Origin of the sequence: Variovorax sp. OV700, from assembly GCF_900099805.1 — a bacterium.
In the GTDB taxonomy this organism is placed as follows: domain Bacteria; phylum Pseudomonadota; class Gammaproteobacteria; order Burkholderiales; family Burkholderiaceae_C; genus Variovorax.
The window spans coordinates 131,707-148,111 of the sequence record NZ_FNDR01000015.1 but is presented as its reverse complement, the minus strand read 5'-3'; the positions used below and the strand labels follow the sequence as shown (position 1 = coordinate 148,111).

The window sequence follows — 16,405 nt, the reverse complement described above, 5'->3', positions numbered from 1 at the left end:
GGTGTCGGGCCCGGTTCAGAGGCCGAAGTAGGCCTGGGAGATCTGCTCGCGCGTGAACGCGTCGGAGCGCCCCTGCAGCGAGACGCGGCCCTCCTGCAGACAGTAGATGCGCTGCGACACGCGCTGCGCCATGGTCACGTCCTGCTCCACGATCACCACCGTCATGCCTTCGCCGGTGATGGCAGGCATGGCAGCGTAGATCTCGCGGATGACGATCGGCGCCAGCCCGAGCGACAGTTCGTCGCACAGCAGCACCTCGGGGTTGCTCATCAGGGCGCGACCGAGTGCCACCATCTGCTGCTGGCCGCCCGAAAGCGAGGTGGCTGGAAGCTGCCGCTTCTCGGCCAGGATCGGAAACAGCGCATAGAGGCGCGGCAGATTCCACGGGCCCGGCCGCTGCGTGAGGCCTCCCATCAGAAGGTTCTCCTCCACGCTCAGGCTCGGAAACAGACGCCGGCCCTCGGGCACCAGCGCCAGGCCGCGCCGCACAATCTCGCCCGCGGGCATGCCCCCGATCGCTTCGCCCTTGAACTCGATCGCGGTGCGTGGCGCGCGCACCAGGCCGCTCAGGCATTTGAGGAACGTCGACTTGCCGGCGCCGTTGGCGCCGATGATGGCGACGAGCTCGCCCTTCGCAAGCTCGAAGTCGATGCCGAACAGCGCCTGCGCGTCGCCGTAGAAGGCCTGCAGGCCACGGGTTGCAAGCAGCCGGGTCATGCTTCCATCCCCATGTACACGCGCCGCACCTCGGCGTTGGCCATGACGGCCTGCGGCTCGCCCTCGGCGAGCTTCTGGCCGAAGTTGATCACGAACAGCCGGTCGGCCAGCGACAGCAGCGCGTGCACGACGTGCTCGATCCAGATCATCGTCACGCCGCGTGCCTTGATGCGCCGCAGTTCGTCGACCAACACACCGGCCTCGTGTTCGGTCAGCCCGCCTGCGATCTCGTCGAGCAGCAGCAGCCGGGGCCGTGTGGCCAGTGCCCGCGCCAGTTCGAGCCGCTTGCGGTCGAGCAGCGTCAGGCCGCCGGCCGGCCGGTTGGCATGCGGCATGAGCCCGGTCTGCTCCAGCACTTCGTGGGCGGTCTGCCAGGCCTCGCGCTCGCACTGCTTTCCGCCGAAGCAGGCGGCCGTCACGAGGTTCTCGAACACGCTCATGTTGCCGAACGGCTGCGGCACCTGGTAGCTGCGCCCGATGCCTGCATGGCAGCGCTGGTGCGGCTTGAGGCCGGTGACGTCGCGCCCCTCGTATTCCACGCGGCCCGCGTCCACGCGCACGTCGCCCGAGATCAGGTTGAACAGCGTGGTCTTGCCCGCGCCGTTCGGCCCGAGGATGCCCAGCGTCTCGCCCTCGTCGACCGCCAGCGTGATGCTGTCGGTGACCTTGAGCGCGCCGTAGGCCTTGCTGACGGCATGAAGAGCGAGAAGCGCCATGTCAGAGCAGCTTCAGCGTGCCGCCGGTCGGGATGTTCTTGGCCAGCTCGTTGTTGACGATGGTCAGCTCGACCTTGTACTTGCTGCCCTTGTTCCACTGGCCGAGCACGAGCGGCGTCTTGCTGACGTTCTTCATCGGGCCGGGGCCACCCCATTTCACCGGCCCCACCACGGAATCGATCGAGGTTGCGGCGACGGCATCGCGCACGTCGGCCGGCTTCAGCGACTTGGCGCGCGACAGTGCGTTGGACGCCACTTCGAACAGCGCGTGCGCAAAACCGATCGGCTGCGTCCACTGCTTCTTGGTGCCGGCCTCGTAGGCCTCGGCCAGCGCCTTGGCGCTCTGCTTGGTCAGGCTCGAGGTGAAAGGGTGCGACGGGCTCCACCACACCTCGGTCGAAAGGCCTTGCCCGAGATCGCCGAGCGCCTCGATCGCGCCCGGGAACAGCAGTGCCTTGCCGAGCGTGATGACCTTGGGCTTGAAGCCCTGCTGCCTGGCCTGGGTCAGGAAGGTCTTGGCATCGGGCGGGATCACCACGCCAGTGACGATCTCGATGCCATCCTTCTTGAACGCCGCAATCTGCGCGGAAAAATCCTGCGTGCCGTTCTGGAACCGGCCGGGGTCGGTGAGCGTGAAGCCCATCTGCGAGAGCGGCTTCGGAAAACCCAGCTCCTTGTCGCCCCAGGCGTTGCCGTCGCCATCGTTCGGGAACAGGCCGCCGACCTTCTTGTTGGTCGCAACGGTCTTCCAGCCGCTGGTGAAAGCGCCGATGACGTCCTCCAGGCCCCAGAACAGGTGGTACGTCCAGTTGAAGCCTTTGGCCGGGTCGCCCTTGCGGCCAAAGAACCAGGGCTGCCAGGGCACCACGCTCGACACGCAGGGCACCTCGTTGAGTTCGCAGGCATCGCTGACCGGATTGGCGGTCTCGGGCGTGCCGGCCGTCAGCATCAGCGCCACCTTGTCCTTGAGGATCAGGTCGTTGGCGACCTCGCCGGCGCGGTTCGGGTTGGACTGGCTGTCTTTCAGAACGATCTGCACCGCGTACTTCTTGCCGCCGACACTGATGCCGTCCTTGAACGCTGTTTTCATCTGCTCGATGACCCATTTGTCGGCTTCGCCGAACGGTGCGAGCGGGCCGGTCTGGGGCGACACGTAGCCGATCTTGAGCGTGTCGGCCGCGAACGCCAGCGGCGCGGTGCCGGCGGCGGCCCACGCGGCCGCGGCCTGAGTGAACTGTCTGCGATTGAGCGTCATGGATGTCTCCTTCTCGTTGGATTTGCCGGAAAAACTGGGGGGATCAACCCGGCGGCTCGCCGGCCCAGGCGCGCTGGAGCAGCGCGCGGATCACGTCGCGCTCTGGTGGGCCGAAGGGCCGCGGATTCCAGTAGGGGTTGCGCACCGCGATGTCGGCCGCGCTGTCCAGGCCGGCCTCCTCCATGCCGATGTCGCGCAACGCGACCGGCGCGCCGTTCTGGCGGGCCAGATCCTGCATCCCCTGTGGAGCCGCCGGCGTGCCCAGCGCCCTGGCGATGCGCGCCATGGCCTGCGGCGCAGCCGCGGCGTTGAAGGCCAGTGCGTGCGGCAGCACGATGGTGTGCACCTCGGCATGCGGCAGATTGAAGCTGCCGCCCAGCGTGTGACACAGCTTGTGGTGCAGCGCCATGCCGACGTTGCCGAGCACGCTGCCACAGAGCCAGGCCCCGTAGAGCGCGTCGCCGCGCGCCTCGATGTCGTCGGCCCGGGCCCGGATCGCCGGCAGCGCCCGCGCCAGCGCCGCGATCCCCTCCTGCGCCATCAGATCCATCACAGGGTTGCTGTCCTGCGCGTAGAGCCCTTCGGCCGCATGTGCGATGGCATTGATGCCACTGGTCACCGAGAGACCCACCGGCAGCGTGCGCGACAGCTCGGGGTCGTAGATCACGGTGCGCGGCAGGACGCGGAAGTCCTTGCCCGTCTTCTTCAGGCCGCCTTCGGTGAGCCCGTAGATCGGCGTCATCTCGCTGCCCGCATAGGTGGTCGGAATGGCCAGGATCGGCAATCCCGAATCGAGCGCGATGGCTTTGCCCAGTCCCGTGGTCGAGCCGCCGCCGATCGCCACGGCACAGTCCGCGCCCAGGCGCCTGGCAACCTCGCGCGCCTCGCGGGCGGTCTCGATCGGTACATGCATCACGGCACGGTCGAACACGCCCGCGGCCTTCGCACCCAGCATGTCGGCCACACGCTCGGCCTGGGCTCGCTGCTCGGGCGTGCTGAGCACCAGCGCGCGGCGCGCGCCCAGCGCGTCGATCTCGCGCGCCAGGTGCTGCAGCGAACCCGCGCCGAACACCACGCGCTGCGGCTGGCTGGTATGGATGAAGTCGCGCACGGTCATGGCCCGGCCCTACTCAAGGCTGAGCTGGCGCTCGCGCACCAGCCGCGTCCACTTGTCCTGCTCGATCTTGAGCGCCGCCGCGAACTGCTCGGGCGTACTGGCGATGCCGGTCAGGCCCTGCTCCTGCAGGTGCGCGGCAAAGGCCGGATCGGTGACGATCTTGCGCACCTCCGCCTGGAGACGGTCGATGACCGGGCGCGGCGTGCCGGCCGGGGCCAGCAGGCCGACCCACGAGTTCACCTCGAAGCCGGGGTAGCCGCTTTCGGCGACGGTCGGCGTGTCCGGGTAGGCGCTCACGCGCCGTGCCCCGGTCTGCGCCAGCGCGCGCAGCTTGCCGGCCTTGACGTTCGGCTGCGCCAGCACGGCTGACAGGAACATCATCTCGACCTGCCCGCCCAGCAGGTCCTGCTGGGCCGGGCCACCGCCGCGGTAAGGAATGTGCGTGACAAAGGTGCTGCTCACGGCCTTGAACAGTTCGGCGGTCAAATGGTTGCTCGAACCGGGTCCGACGCTGGCGTAGTTGTAGCGCCCGGGCTGCGACTTGAGCAGCGCCACGAAGTTCTTGAAATCAGGGGCAGGCACCTTGGGATTGACCACCAGCACCAGCGGGTTGCTCGCGATCTTCGTGACCGGCTGCAGATCCTTGGCGACATCGAAGCCGAGCTTGGGATAGACCAGCGGATAGGTCGCATAACTGTCGAACACCATCAGCAGGGTGTGGCCGTCAGGTGCGGCGCGCGCGACCTCCATCGAGCCCACCGTGCCCCCGGCGCCGCCGCGGTTGTCGATGATCACGGGCTGGCCGAGCGCCGCCTGCAGCCGTGGCTGGATCTGGCGCGCCACGTTGTCGACGATGCCTCCGGGCGGGAACGCCACCACGAGGCGCACTGGCTTGATCGGCCAGGTCTGTGCCTGGATCGGAGCCGCCGCGCAAAGAAGCAGCGCGCAGGTGGTCAGGTAGCGAAAGATGCTGGAGATCATAGGTGTCTCGTTTCAGATGTCAGCGTTTGAAGTGCGGCGGAATCTGTGCGTCGACGTTGACCCACACGCTCTTGACCTGGGTGTACTCGCGCATCGCGTCGAAGCCCATTTCGCGGCCATAGCCGCTCTGGCCCACGCCGCCAAACGGCGAGCCGGGATTGACCCGCTTGTAGCTGTTGATCCAGACCATGCCGGCGTGCAGGTCGTGCGCCATCTTGTGCGCGCGCTGCAGGTTGGACGTCCACAGCCCGCTGCCCAGGCCGTACTCGGTGCCGTTGGCGATCTCCAGGGCCTGTGCGTCGTCCTTGAAGGTCAGCACCGTCACGAACGGGCCGAACACTTCCTCCTGCGCCACACGATCGCGGTACGACCGGGCGCGCACGATGGTCGGCTCGACGTAGCAGCCGCGCGCAAGATCACCGCCGGGCGCCTTGCCGCCCGCGAGCAGCTCGCCGCCCTGCGCGGTGGCGACATCGACATAGGCGAGCACGCGCTCGCTGTGCTGGGCGCTGGTGAGCGGGCCCATCTCGGTGGCCGGATCCAGCGGATTGCCAAGCCGGATCGACTGCGCCAGCGGAATGAACTTGTCGAGGAACGCGTCGGCGATCTTCTCGTGCAGCACCAGCCGCGAGCCGGCGATGCAGGCCTGCCCCTGGTTGTGGAAGATGGCCCAGGCACTGCCGTTGATGGCGGCCGGCAGGAACGCATCCTCGAACACGATGTTCGGTCCCTTGCCGCCGAGCTCGAGCTGCACCTTCTTGAGGTTGCCCGCGCTCGCCTGCACGACACGGCGACCCGTGGCCGTGCTGCCGGTGAACGCGACCTTCGCGATGCCCGGATGCTCGGCGATGTACTGGCCCACCACGCTGCCGATGCCCGGCACCATGTTGACGACGCCGTCGGGCAGGCCGGCTTCCTGCATAAGCTCGGCGATGCGCAGCGAGGTCAACGGCGTGATCTCCGCCGGCTTCATCACGATGCAGTTGCCGGCGGCGAGCGCGGGCGCCATCTTCCAGCTGGTGAACATCAGCGGGAAGTTCCACGGCACGATCTGGCCGACCACCCCGACCGGCTCGCGCAGCGTGTAGTTGAGAAAGCCGGCCTCGACCGGGATGGTCTCGCCCTGGAACTTGTCGGCCATGCCGCCGAAGTAGCGGAAGCACGCGGCGGTGCGCGGCACGTCGAGCGCGCGCGAGTCGCGCACCGGATGCCCGGTGTCCAGCGATTCAAGGCGGGCCAGGTCTTCGGCGTTGGCCTCGATCAGGTCGGCCAGCCGCAGCAGGATGCGGCCGCGGTCGGCCGCCGCCATGCGGCTCCAGGCCGGGAAAGCGCGGGTTGCGGCGGCCACCGCCTTGTCGACGTCGGCCTTGCCTGCGAGCGCGACGTCGGCGATGGTCGAGTTGTCGTGCGGATTGAGCGTGGCCAGCGTCTCGCCCGATTCGGCGTCGACGAAACGCCCGTCGATGAAGAGCTGGTGGCGAATGGGCGTGACGATGCCCACCGCGACCTGGAGGTCCGCGAGATTCATGGATGGCTTTCGTGGTGCGGCCGGCTGGGCCGCGGGCTTGTCAGAACTGAACCGGAACCTCGGGGCTCTCGCCCTTCTGGATCTCGTAGACCAGCGTCGGCGAGCCGTTCTCCCAGACGAGGAGCATCGAGCGCTTCGGGCTGAAGCCCTGGTGGCGGCAATAGGCCGGCATGGCGGACATGTCGCCGGCCTTCATGATCACGCGGGCCATCGGCTTGCCGGTGTTCTTGTCGGCGCAGTCCCAGTGGATCTCGTCGGTCATCTGGAAGAACCACTCGACGCGGTCGTTGCCATGGATGATTGGCAGGATGTGCTCTTCGGTGGTCGGGCACATGAAGCTGTGCTTCACCACCGAGGTGAAGCTCGGGTTCCAGGTCACCTGCGAACGGCTCAGGAAGCCGAACAGGCTAAAGGCATGCACCTCGTTCTCGAAGCCGGGCTCCGGGTGCAGCTCGGGCTGCTCCTGGGAAACATCGGCGAACGCGCGATTGACCGGCGCGCCGCTCGCGTCGCTGCGCAGGTTCAGGTCGCCCTTGAGCCCGACGCAGCGCTTGGCGAGTTCACGGGCGCGCGTCACCTTGGCGGTGTTGTTGCCGTTCTTGCGGCCGTAGGGCGAGCCGGTTTCCTGCGGTGCCGCGAACGGATCGAAGGTCTCGTTGGTCCAGTCGTCGAGCATGGCTTCGAAGGTGGCGCGGATCTGCGCGGTCGGAAAGTTCTCCAGCAGGTCGATGCCGGCCTCTTTCATCGTGCCATTGAAGCTGCCCGCATACAGGTCGACCGACTGGTAGTGGTTGACCGTGCCGAACACATCGTCGAAATTGACCCAGCCGTAGAAGAAGCCCCAGGCCACGTCGCGCATCAGCGCGCGCAGGTAGCTGCCGGCGTCCATGGTGTGGCTCATCGGCCGGCCGTCGCGCGTCTTCCAGTTGATGTGGACGAAGTACTCGTCCCGGCGGAAGCCGAAGCTGCCGAGCGAAAAATCCTTGTAGCCAAGCGAAGCATTCGGCTGCGATGCGATGACCTTGGCGAGTTCTGCGGGTGCGTTCATGATGGCGTCTCCAGGATTTGGTGGCTCAGTGCGTCTGGCAGATGTCGGCCCACTTCTCGACCGAGAGGTCGCCCTTGCAGCTCTGCAGGACGATCACGCCGGGCTCGCCCGGCGCGCGGAACTGATAGGCCGTGTTCTTGGGCAGCAGGCCCTGGTGGCCACGCGAGAGCTTCATCCAGCCCATCTTCTTGCCCTTGGGCTCACCCTGCACGAGCACCGCACCGTTCTTGTCGGCGTCGGCCACGGCCTGGCCGGCATCGAGCTGCACCAGGTGCACCTCGACCGTCCCGTCCATCACGAGCGCGAACTCGTCGTGCGCGCAGGTGTACCAGGGCGAGATGCCTTCGGCGCGCAGCGTCTCGAGCACGTAGATCTGGTTCTGCCCGAACACGACCTTTTCGTACGGCTTGCTGTTGCTCGCAATTTCGAAACAGTTCGAGAACGCATAATGGCGCACGTCGTCGGCGATCGGCTCGACGCGACCCTTCTCGAAGTTCTTGAGCGATCCGAACCGGGTCTGGTAGGCGGTGGCAGTCATGGGTGGGTATCTCCTGCTGAAGTCCAAGGACGCAGCATGTGCTGCGGATGCACTGAACTGTAGGCAGCAACGAAGCGTCGCGGTAGGCACCAAACGCCCGCCGCATTGTTCGGAAAATCCGGTCAATGGTGCGGGTAAACCCCCGGGAACGCTCAGTCGGAGAAGAACGTCGGCGGCAGCATGCCGCGCTCGATCAAGCGTGCATCCCATGGCGCCACGCGGCTGAAGGCGGCAGCGATGTGCTCGATGAAGAGCTTGAGCTTGAAGGCATTGCGCGACGTGCTCGCGTAGACGGCGCTGAGCGAGAACGAAGACAGTTGATGATCTGGCAGGACGACCTGCAACTCGCCGTTGAGGATCGCCTCGCCGGCCACCAGCGTGGGCAGGCAGACGATTCCCGCATGCTCGAGCGCGTACTCGCGCAGCAGGTGCACGCTGTTGCTCAGCAGTGCCGCGTTCATGTAGAGCGTCACTTCTTCCTCGCCATGGCGGAACGTCCAGCGATCCCGCGTCGGATAGCCCGAGTAGAGGCCAAGGGCGTGCTTGTGGAGATCACGCGGGCTTTCGGGCGAACCCGCCGCGCGCAGGTATTGCGCGGTGGCGCAAAACACGCGCCTGACCGGAAACAGAGGTCGCGAGACCAACTCGGTGGAAGCGGCGGGAAAGATTTGGAGCGCGCAGTCCACCCCGGCCTTGACGGGGTCGACGACCACATCGCTGACGATCAGCTCCAAGCGAATGTCGGGATAGGTCACCTGGAAATCCTTGAGCAAGGAGGCGAAGTGACCCAGCACGAAGCCCGTCAATGCATGGATGCGAAGCACGCCCGACGGCCCCGCACGCGCACCCCGCATCTGGTCGAACACATCGTTGGCACGTCCGATCAGGCCGACGCAGTCACCCAGGAAGGCTTGCCCGACATCGCTCAGGCGGACCATCCGCGTGCTCCTGTGAAACAGTGGCGCGCCCACGTAGTCTTCGAGTTGCTTGATCCGGCTCGTCACGACCGACTTTGCAACACGCATTTGCCGAGCCGCTTCCGCGAAGCTTTGGGTCTCGGCGACACGAACGAAAGTCTCTATGTTTTCAAGGCGATCCATGGTGCGCAATGTAGCCGTCCCGCTGCCGCCTTTGGAAGTGGCTGATGCACCGCCAAAGGTTGATCAGCGCTTGGCATTGGGATTCCCCAACCCGAGCTTCTCCATGGCCTCGTGTGCATCGATGATCATCGCGGAAACCTCGGCCACGGTGATCCGGAGCTTGGTCGCGCGAGCGCGCATGTGCTCGTAGGCCTGCGTCTCGGAAAGCTGCTGGCTATCCGACAGCAGGCGAATGGCTTTTTCAATCTGGCGGCGCGACTTGATCGTGTCTTCGAGTTTCAGGACTTTGCTCTGGAGCCGTGCCTGGAAACTCTGTGCGGAGCGTGCCAGCACCAGCGTGCTCAGCACACCTGCCGATCGAAACGGGCGCGTGATCACGCCATGCGCGCTGGTGTCGAGCAGCAGTTTCAGGGTGGTCGGGCTCTCGTAATCCGACAGTGCGATCAGCGTCGCGTCGATCACGCTGGCGCTCCAGGACGCGCTGCCCTGCAGTTCCTGCGACACCTGGAAAAAGATGACGTCTGCCGTCGGCGGCGTACCGGGAAACGGCCAGGCGACGTGGAGCCGGCAACCGATGCGCTTGAGCTGGTCGATCAGCACGTCGCGTTCCTCGCCGGGCGGGTACACCACGGCAACGCTGATGCTGCGAAGGTCTTCATACAGACGGCGGAGACTGCTCATGGCGTCAATCCAGCCAGAACTCGGAAAAGCCGAGGGTCGACAGGTAGGGGTCCGCCTTGATCGGCTCCTTCCCCTCCCAGACGATGTCGAACTGGCCGTCGCTGCGGCACACGCCGATGCGCGGCGTCAGGGCGCAGTGGTTGTTGTCGGCATCGATGGACAGCAGGCCCTCGGGCGAATCGAAGGTCACGGCGTGGGCGCTCTGCACCAGGCGCGCCGTGTCGAGGCTGCCTGTGCGCTGCAGCGCGCGCGCGAACAGGTGAACCTGGCTGTACGCCATTTCGGACCAGGTGCTGGTGGGACGGTCGCCGAAGCGGGCGTGCCACAGCGAAACGAAGCGCTCGTTGCTCTCGTTGTCCAGTGAGTTGAAGTACGTTGCCGAAGTGATGTGGCCTTCGCACAGGTCGGCGCCGATCAGCCGGATCTCTTCTTCCGCCATGGACAGGCTGGCAATGGGAATGCTCTTGGGATCGAGTCCGTGCTTTCGGTACAAGCGATAGAACTGCCGCGCGGACTCGCCGACCAGCGTCGAGAAAACGACGCTGGGCTGAAGCAGGACGATGTCGCGAACGACTTCCTCGAGCTGCGCTTCCCCGGCCTCGACCGGCAGGTAAACCTCGTCGAGGATCTCTCCGCCATGCTGCTCGACCATGTCGCGCATCACCCGGTTGGATTCGCGCGGGTAGATGTAGTCCGCGCCGACCAGAAAGAACCGCGACCCCTTGTTGCGCAACAGGTAGGCCGCCAGCTGCATGCTGTTCTGGTTGAGGCAGGCGCCGGTATAGATCACGTTCGGTGAATACTCGAACCCCTCGTAGAACGAGCAGTACCAGAGCAGGCCGTTGTTCCGTTCGACGACAGGCAGCACCGCCTTGCGGCTCGACGACCGGGAGCAGCCGAAGATCACGTTCACTTCATCGTCGATCAGCAAGCGCGTCGCCAGGCGCCGGTACTCTGCAGAGTCGCCCTTGGGGTCGTAGACCACCGGCGCCAGCTTGCGGTCGAGCACGCCGCCCATCGCGTTGATCTCCTCGATCGCCAGGGCCGTTCCGAAAAAGTGCTCCGACTCGGTCACCCCAGTGGCACCGGAGCGGGAGAACAGGACGCCAATGCGCCAATCGGCGGCTGATGTACTCATGGTTGCCATCCTGGGTGATCCTAACGATCGAACAAGGCCTGCAGCGAGACGGCGGATTGCGCTGTCTGCAGCGCCAGCATCAGGAGGATCCTGGCCTTGTGCGGACTCAGGTTGTCCGCAAACGTCGCCCCGACATTCTTGAGCGTCTTGCCACCGCCTGTAAAGCCGTAGATAGGCCGTACCCGTCCGTTGGGTACGCGCGTGGAGATCACCACTGCAACTCCGGCATCGATGGCCTCCCCGATCGCCTCGTACATGGCCAGGTTGACGTTGCCCCAGCCCAGCGCCTGCACGACGATGCCTTGGGCCCCGGCGCTTGTCGCATGGCGAATCATCGAGCCATCGGCGCCACCGTACATGGAAACGATCGCCACATCCGGCAGTGCCGTACCGGCCAGCGGGAGTTGCTGCCTCCGCTGCGGCTTGCGGGCGAACATCACCTTGTCGTCGTCCACGGTGCCGAGCAAGCCGAAGTCTCCGGATTTGAACGCCTCGACGTCCGACGTGTGCGATTTGGTGACTTCGCGCGCCGCATTGATCTGGTTGTTGAGGACCACCATCACGCCCTTTCCGCGGGCCTCCGGGTCAATGCAGACGCGCGCGGCATTGAGCAGGTTGCGCGGTCCGTCGCCATCGGGATCCGACGCATTGCGCTGGGCGCCCGTCAACACCACGGGCTTGTCGTTCGCGATCGTCAGGTCCAGGAACCAGGCCGTTTCTTCCAGCGTGTCGGTGCCGTGCGAAACGATTGCGCCCGCCACGTCGTCCTGCGCCAGCGCTGCTTCGACCGCGCCGTGCAGCGCCACCCACTCCGCGGGGCCCATGTAGTCGGACGGCACGTTGAGTAAGTTCTGCACGCGCAGGTCCGCGATGCGCTGGAGGCCCGGAACGCGGGCGAGCAAGTCGTCGCCGGACAGCGCCGGCACCGGCGCGTTCCCGGCAGGGTCGGTCTTCATGGCGATGGTGCCGCCGGTCGAGATGAACTGGCAAACGGGTAGCGCCATGCGGTTGGAACTGGTCATGAGTTCAGACTCGTAGGTGATTGAAGACCTTCTCCATGGCTTCGTCGGCGCAGGCGTTGCCTTCATCGACGATTTCTCCCTGCTTCAGCACGACGAACCGGTCGACGACCTTCAGGGCGAATGGCACGTTCTGCTCGACGATGAGCATGGTCGTGCCGCGCTTTTCACGCTCCCACAGCAGTGCATCGGCCAACCGATCGATGACCGAGGGTTGCAGTCCTTCGGTGATCTCGTCCAGCAGGATCACAGACGGCCGCATCATCAGCGCACGCGCCAGCAAAAGCATTTTCTGCTCGCCACCCGAAAGCGTGCCGGCGTACTGCCTGAGCCGTGTCTTGAACACCGGGAACACAGGCTCGATCTCCGTAAAGCGCTCGTCGAAGGTCGACTCCTTCACCAGCCCGAGCCGCAAGTTGTCGCGGATGCTGAGGTCTGCGAAAAGCGCCTGCTCCTGCGCCGCGTAGGCAATGCCCAGCCGCGCAATCTTGTGCGGCGCAAAGCGTGTGATGTCGCCGCCCGCCAACTGGATGGCGCCGGACTTTTTCGGCAGGTAGCCCATCACCGTCTTCAGCAAGGTGCTCTTGCCCATGCCGTTCTTGCCCAGTAGCGCCACGGCCTCGCCGGCCCGAATGGTGAGCGACACACTCCGAAGAACGACAGAGGCCTTGTAGCCGCTGGTGACGGCATTCATTTGCAAGGCAGCCTGGCTCATGCAGCCTCCTTGGCCGCGTGCGCGCTGCCGGCATAGATGGTCTTGACGAGGTCGGAGTTCACCACTTCCTGGAAGCTGCCCTGCATGAGGATCGTGCCCTGGTGCAGCACCACGATGCGCGTGGCGATCTCTTCGACAAAGTCAAGGTCGTGCTCCACAAGCAAGCAACAGAGGTGGTAGCGATGCGCGAGCGACGAGAGCACCTTGCCGATCTGCGTGCGCTCGGTCTTGGTCAGGCCGGCGGTCGGCTCGTCGAGCAGCACGATGCGCGGTTCCAAGGCCAGCACCATCGCCAGCTCCAGCGCTTGCTGCTCGCCATGCGAGAGATCCCTGGCCACCACGTTCAGCTTGTGGTCCAGCCCGGTGGTGCGCACCACGTCGAGTGCATACGGCGGAAGCCGCAGCGCACTGTCATTGCGCAAGAGCGATGGTGACTCGAGGATGGTGCCCGCGATGCGCAGGCATTCTGCGACGGTCAGCGACTCGAACACATTCGCGTTCTGGAACTTGCGGCCCAGCCCGAAACGCACGCATGCATTGGGCGGCAGCAGACCGATGTCGTTCCCGCACAACTCGACCGTACCCGCGCTGCGATCGGCGCCATCGCTCATGCAGCGCATCAGCGTCGTCTTGCCCGCACCGTTCGGGCCGATCAGGCCGACCAACTGGCCCGCATGCGCCTCCAGGTCGATGCCCTGCAAGACCTTCAGGCTCCCGAAGCTCTTGGCCACGCCGCGCATCGTCAACGCCTGTTTGCCCGCGTCTGCCGTCCATGCACGGACCGGTCGCTCGACCAGCGCGAGCACCCGCGCAGCCGGCCGGCCCAGGCCCAGTGGCTTCAGCAGCAAGGGCACCAGCCCCTGTGGAAACAGCACGATGACAAGCACGAATGCGACCCCCAGGATGAGTTGCCACGCGAATGGCATGCTGCCGCTCAGGTAGGCGGTCGCGACGTTGATCAGCACCGCGCCGATCAACGGTCCCCACAGCGTGCCGCGCCCCCCGAGCGCCACCCAGATGATGAGTTCGGTGCCGAAGACGAAGCCCGTGAGTTCGGGTGCCACGACGCCGCTGAACGAACCGTAGCCGAAGCCGGCCAATCCCGCGATGACGGCGGTCGCGACCAGCAGGCCGATCTTCACGAGCGATGCATCGATGCCGAGGTAGGAGCAGCGCGATTCGTTGTCGCGAATCGCGGCCAGGACCCGGCCCGCATCGCTGCCAACCACCTTCCATGCGAGCAGCGCCGCGGCGACAAGCACCCCGCCGGACACCCAGTACCAGGCTTCCAGCGAGAGATCGAATGTCTGGTAGCCGGTGAGCCCCGAACTCGATCCTGTCCACTCGCCGCCGGTCAGCAGCAACTGCGTCAGCACGATCGGCAGCACCAGAGAGATGACCGTCGCGAAAAACGGCGATGCACCGCGATAGAACGATAGCCACCCGACGAGCGCGCCCACGGCCGCCGTCACCAGCACGGCCGCGCCGATGGCGAGAAACACCGTCGAGGCGGAGAACCCGCCATGTGTGAACGCGAGCCCGGCCGCATAGGCGCCGATGCCGAAGAAGGCCGACTGCCCGAACGTCAGGTAGCCCGTGTAACCCCAGAGCACATCGACGGTGATGGCTGCGATGGCGAAGAAGAACGACTTGATCAGGATATTGAGCAAGTAGGTGTCGAAGACCCACGGCCCGATCGCGATGAGCAGGATGCCCACGATGCCCAGGACCAGCAGGCCACGCGCGGAGCGCGCAGGTCTTTGATCGGCTTCAGCCATGTGCGAAACCCTTCGGGCGGATGCGCAGCGTGACGGCCGCGAGAACCGCGATGGTCAGGCCGCCGAGGACCGGACTGGCATAGGTGCTGACCAGCACTTGGCAAGCGCCGAAGACCAGGCAGGTCAACATCAGGCTCACCATCGAGTGGCCCGAAACCATGACCAGCATGAAGGCGCTGACCAACCAGGTCATTCCCATGTTCGGATCGACGCTCGACAGTGGCGTGATCATGGTGCCGGCCAGGGTGCCCAACCCTGCGCCGAGACTGAAGGTGACGAAGCGCACCCAGCCTGCATGAATGCCGAGACCGCTGGCCAGGCTTTCATTCATGATCACGGCGCGGGTCCGGATGCCGAACCGCGTGCCGTTGAGCAATCCGGTCAGCAGCAGGCACATCACGATGGCGACGGGAACCAGCAGCAGCCGGTACGCAGAGTAGTCGATGCCGAACAACGACCAGGTGCCCGACATCGGCGAATCGACGAACTGCACCTCACGGCCGAATGCCATCACGATCAACTGGCCGATGACGATGCCCAGCCCCCAGGTCGCGAGGATGGCGTCGAGCGGCCGCTTGTACAACGGCCGAACGATCAGTTGTTCGACGGCCATGCCGACCACCGTTCCCGCCACGAAGGCCAGCGGCCAGCTGAGCCACGGATCGAGCTTCAGTTGCGTGATGACATAGCTCGCGTAGCCGCCCAGCGTGAGCAGAGCTCCATGCGCGAAGTTGACGATCTTCATCACGCCGAAGATCATCATCAAGCCCGCCGTGACGATGAACAGCATGGCCGCCGTCGTCAGCAGGTCCAATAGAAGCACCATGAATGTCTCCTGCGACTTTTACGGTTCCCGCTTCAGTTGAGGTTCGGGCACTGTGCGCCCGGATCGACATTGGCGAAGGTCTCGAGGATCTTGACCGAGCCGTCCGCCTGAACCTGGCCGAGGCGCATCGACAGCGGCGTGTGGCGGCTCTTGTTCATCTGCACCGTGCCGCGCGGACCGTTGAACGACGCCTCGGCCAGTGCCGGGATCACCTTGGCCGCATCGGTCGAGCCCACCTTCTCGGCGGCTGCCTTGTACAGGTAGAACGCCTCGTATTGCGGCTCGGACAGCTCGTTGGGCGTCTTCAACTCGGTGCCGAATTTCTTCGTCATGGCAGCCACGAATTTCTTGTTCTCGGGCGTATCGATGCTCGTCAGATAGGAGGCCGACATGTACATGCCGCTGGCCGCATCGCCCATGGTCTTGGCGGTGCCTTCATCGATGGCCAGGTTGCCGTAGGGCAGCGTCATGCCGGCTCCCTTGAGCTGCTTGGCCAGCGAAACATTGGGTGCACCGCCGGCGGTCGCGCTGATCAACGCATCGGGCTTGGCCGAGCGGATCTTCGAAATGACGGATGTCCAGTCGCTGCCGTCGATCGGCAGGAACTCTTCGCCAATGACCTTGCCGCCCTTCTGCTCGATGTACTTCTTCGTGAAGTTCAGCATGCCACGCCCGAACGAATAGTCGTTGCCGACGAGGAAGAAGGTCTTGGCGCTCTTGCTCGCCAGGAAATAATCGACCACCGGCGCCACCTGCTGCTCCGGCACCCAGCCGTTGACGTACATCGCGTTGTTGCAGGAACGGCCTTCGTAGAACGACGTGTAGATGTAGGGCACCTTGCCCTTGCTCACGATCGGCAGCGCGGCATTGCGCGCGGCGCTGGTTTCCATGGCGATGATGGCGGCAACCTTCTTCTGGAACACCAGCGTGTCGAAGGCCTTCTGTGCGCCGACGGCACCCGATGCGTCGTCGACGATCTCCAGTTCGACCTTGCGCCCGAGGATGCCGCCGGCAGCATTGATCTCTTCCACCGCCAGTTGCGACGACTGCACGACGGCCGGCGCGACGACACTGTTGGCACCGGAAAGACCGACGGCCACGCCAATCTTGATAGGGTCCGCCGCGTAGGCACCCGCGGTGATGGCGGCCATGGCGGCGACGGCGCTCAGGCGAAAAAGGCGTTGGAATGTTTGCATGACGAAACCTCGTTGAGTGAAGAGCGGGTTGAATGACGAGTGGGTGGAACGG

16 protein-coding genes are annotated in these 16,405 nt (G+C 65.4%); all 16 read right to left on the bottom strand.

What is annotated here, in order from left to right; translation table 11 throughout:
* Positions 1-15 precede the first annotated feature (15 nt).
* A complete protein-coding gene (locus BLR24_RS26920; RefSeq protein WP_093023156.1) occupies positions 16-717 on the bottom strand; it encodes an ABC transporter ATP-binding protein in 702 nt (233 codons plus the stop codon).
* The gene (locus BLR24_RS26915; protein WP_093023154.1) at positions 714-1,433 is read right to left on the bottom strand and encodes an ABC transporter ATP-binding protein; all 720 of its coding nucleotides are present in this window, start codon (positions 1,431-1,433) and stop codon (positions 714-716) included. Before BLR24_RS26915 ends, BLR24_RS26920 begins: the two co-directional genes overlap by 4 nt.
* Before the next feature lies 1 nt (position 1,434).
* The gene (locus BLR24_RS26910) at positions 1,435-2,688 is read right to left on the bottom strand and encodes an ABC transporter substrate-binding protein (RefSeq protein ID WP_093023152.1); all 1,254 of its coding nucleotides are present in this window, start codon (positions 2,686-2,688) and stop codon (positions 1,435-1,437) included.
* A gap of 43 nt (positions 2,689-2,731) precedes the next feature.
* The gene (locus BLR24_RS26905) at positions 2,732-3,805 is read right to left on the bottom strand and encodes a maleylacetate reductase (RefSeq protein ID WP_093023150.1); all 1,074 of its coding nucleotides are present in this window, start codon (positions 3,803-3,805) and stop codon (positions 2,732-2,734) included.
* Between the two features lie 9 nt (positions 3,806-3,814).
* Positions 3,815-4,786, bottom strand: coding sequence for a Bug family tripartite tricarboxylate transporter substrate binding protein (locus tag BLR24_RS26900; RefSeq protein ID WP_093023148.1), 972 nt, complete (start codon positions 4,784-4,786; stop codon positions 3,815-3,817).
* 19 nt (positions 4,787-4,805) lie between these two features.
* On the bottom strand, positions 4,806-6,269 hold the full coding sequence (locus BLR24_RS26895) for an aldehyde dehydrogenase family protein (RefSeq protein ID WP_093023203.1): 1,464 nt from the start codon (positions 6,267-6,269) through the stop codon (positions 4,806-4,808).
* A gap of 85 nt (positions 6,270-6,354) precedes the next feature.
* On the bottom strand, positions 6,355-7,362 hold the full coding sequence (locus tag BLR24_RS26890) for a hydroxyquinol 1,2-dioxygenase (protein WP_093023146.1): 1,008 nt from the start codon (positions 7,360-7,362) through the stop codon (positions 6,355-6,357).
* A 25-nt stretch (positions 7,363-7,387) separates the two neighbouring features.
* Complete coding sequence (locus BLR24_RS26885) at positions 7,388-7,900, bottom strand: cupin domain-containing protein (protein WP_093023144.1); 513 nt, start codon at positions 7,898-7,900, stop codon at positions 7,388-7,390.
* 152 nt (positions 7,901-8,052) lie between these two features.
* Positions 8,053-9,000 (bottom strand): LysR family transcriptional regulator, encoded by a 948-nt coding sequence (locus BLR24_RS26880; protein WP_093023142.1) that lies wholly within the window; start codon positions 8,998-9,000, stop codon positions 8,053-8,055.
* 63 nt (positions 9,001-9,063) lie between these two features.
* A complete protein-coding gene (locus tag BLR24_RS26875) occupies positions 9,064-9,681 on the bottom strand; it encodes an ANTAR domain-containing response regulator (protein ID WP_093023140.1) in 618 nt (205 codons plus the stop codon).
* Positions 9,682-9,685: 4 nt separating this feature from the next.
* A complete protein-coding gene (locus BLR24_RS26870) occupies positions 9,686-10,819 on the bottom strand; it encodes a transporter substrate-binding domain-containing protein (RefSeq protein ID WP_254787602.1) in 1,134 nt (377 codons plus the stop codon).
* A gap of 20 nt (positions 10,820-10,839) precedes the next feature.
* Positions 10,840-11,841, bottom strand: coding sequence for an asparaginase (locus tag BLR24_RS26865; protein WP_093023136.1), 1,002 nt, complete (start codon positions 11,839-11,841; stop codon positions 10,840-10,842).
* 4 nt (positions 11,842-11,845) lie between these two features.
* Positions 11,846-12,553 carry a branched-chain amino acid ABC transporter ATP-binding protein gene (locus BLR24_RS26860; RefSeq protein WP_093023133.1) on the bottom strand — a complete coding sequence of 236 codons (708 nt, stop codon included), beginning with the start codon at positions 12,551-12,553 and terminating at the stop codon, positions 11,846-11,848.
* Positions 12,550-14,331, bottom strand: coding sequence for an ABC transporter permease subunit (locus tag BLR24_RS26855; RefSeq protein ID WP_093023131.1), 1,782 nt, complete (start codon positions 14,329-14,331; stop codon positions 12,550-12,552). The genes BLR24_RS26860 and BLR24_RS26855 overlap by 4 nt, the downstream gene beginning before the upstream one ends.
* Entirely contained in the window at positions 14,324-15,157 is an 834-nt protein-coding gene (locus tag BLR24_RS26850; protein ID WP_093023129.1) for a branched-chain amino acid ABC transporter permease, read from the bottom strand. Before BLR24_RS26850 ends, BLR24_RS26855 begins: the two co-directional genes overlap by 8 nt.
* A 32-nt stretch (positions 15,158-15,189) precedes the next feature.
* Complete coding sequence (locus BLR24_RS26845) at positions 15,190-16,353, bottom strand: substrate-binding protein (protein WP_093023127.1); 1,164 nt, start codon at positions 16,351-16,353, stop codon at positions 15,190-15,192.
* Positions 16,354-16,405: the final 52 nt, after the last annotated feature.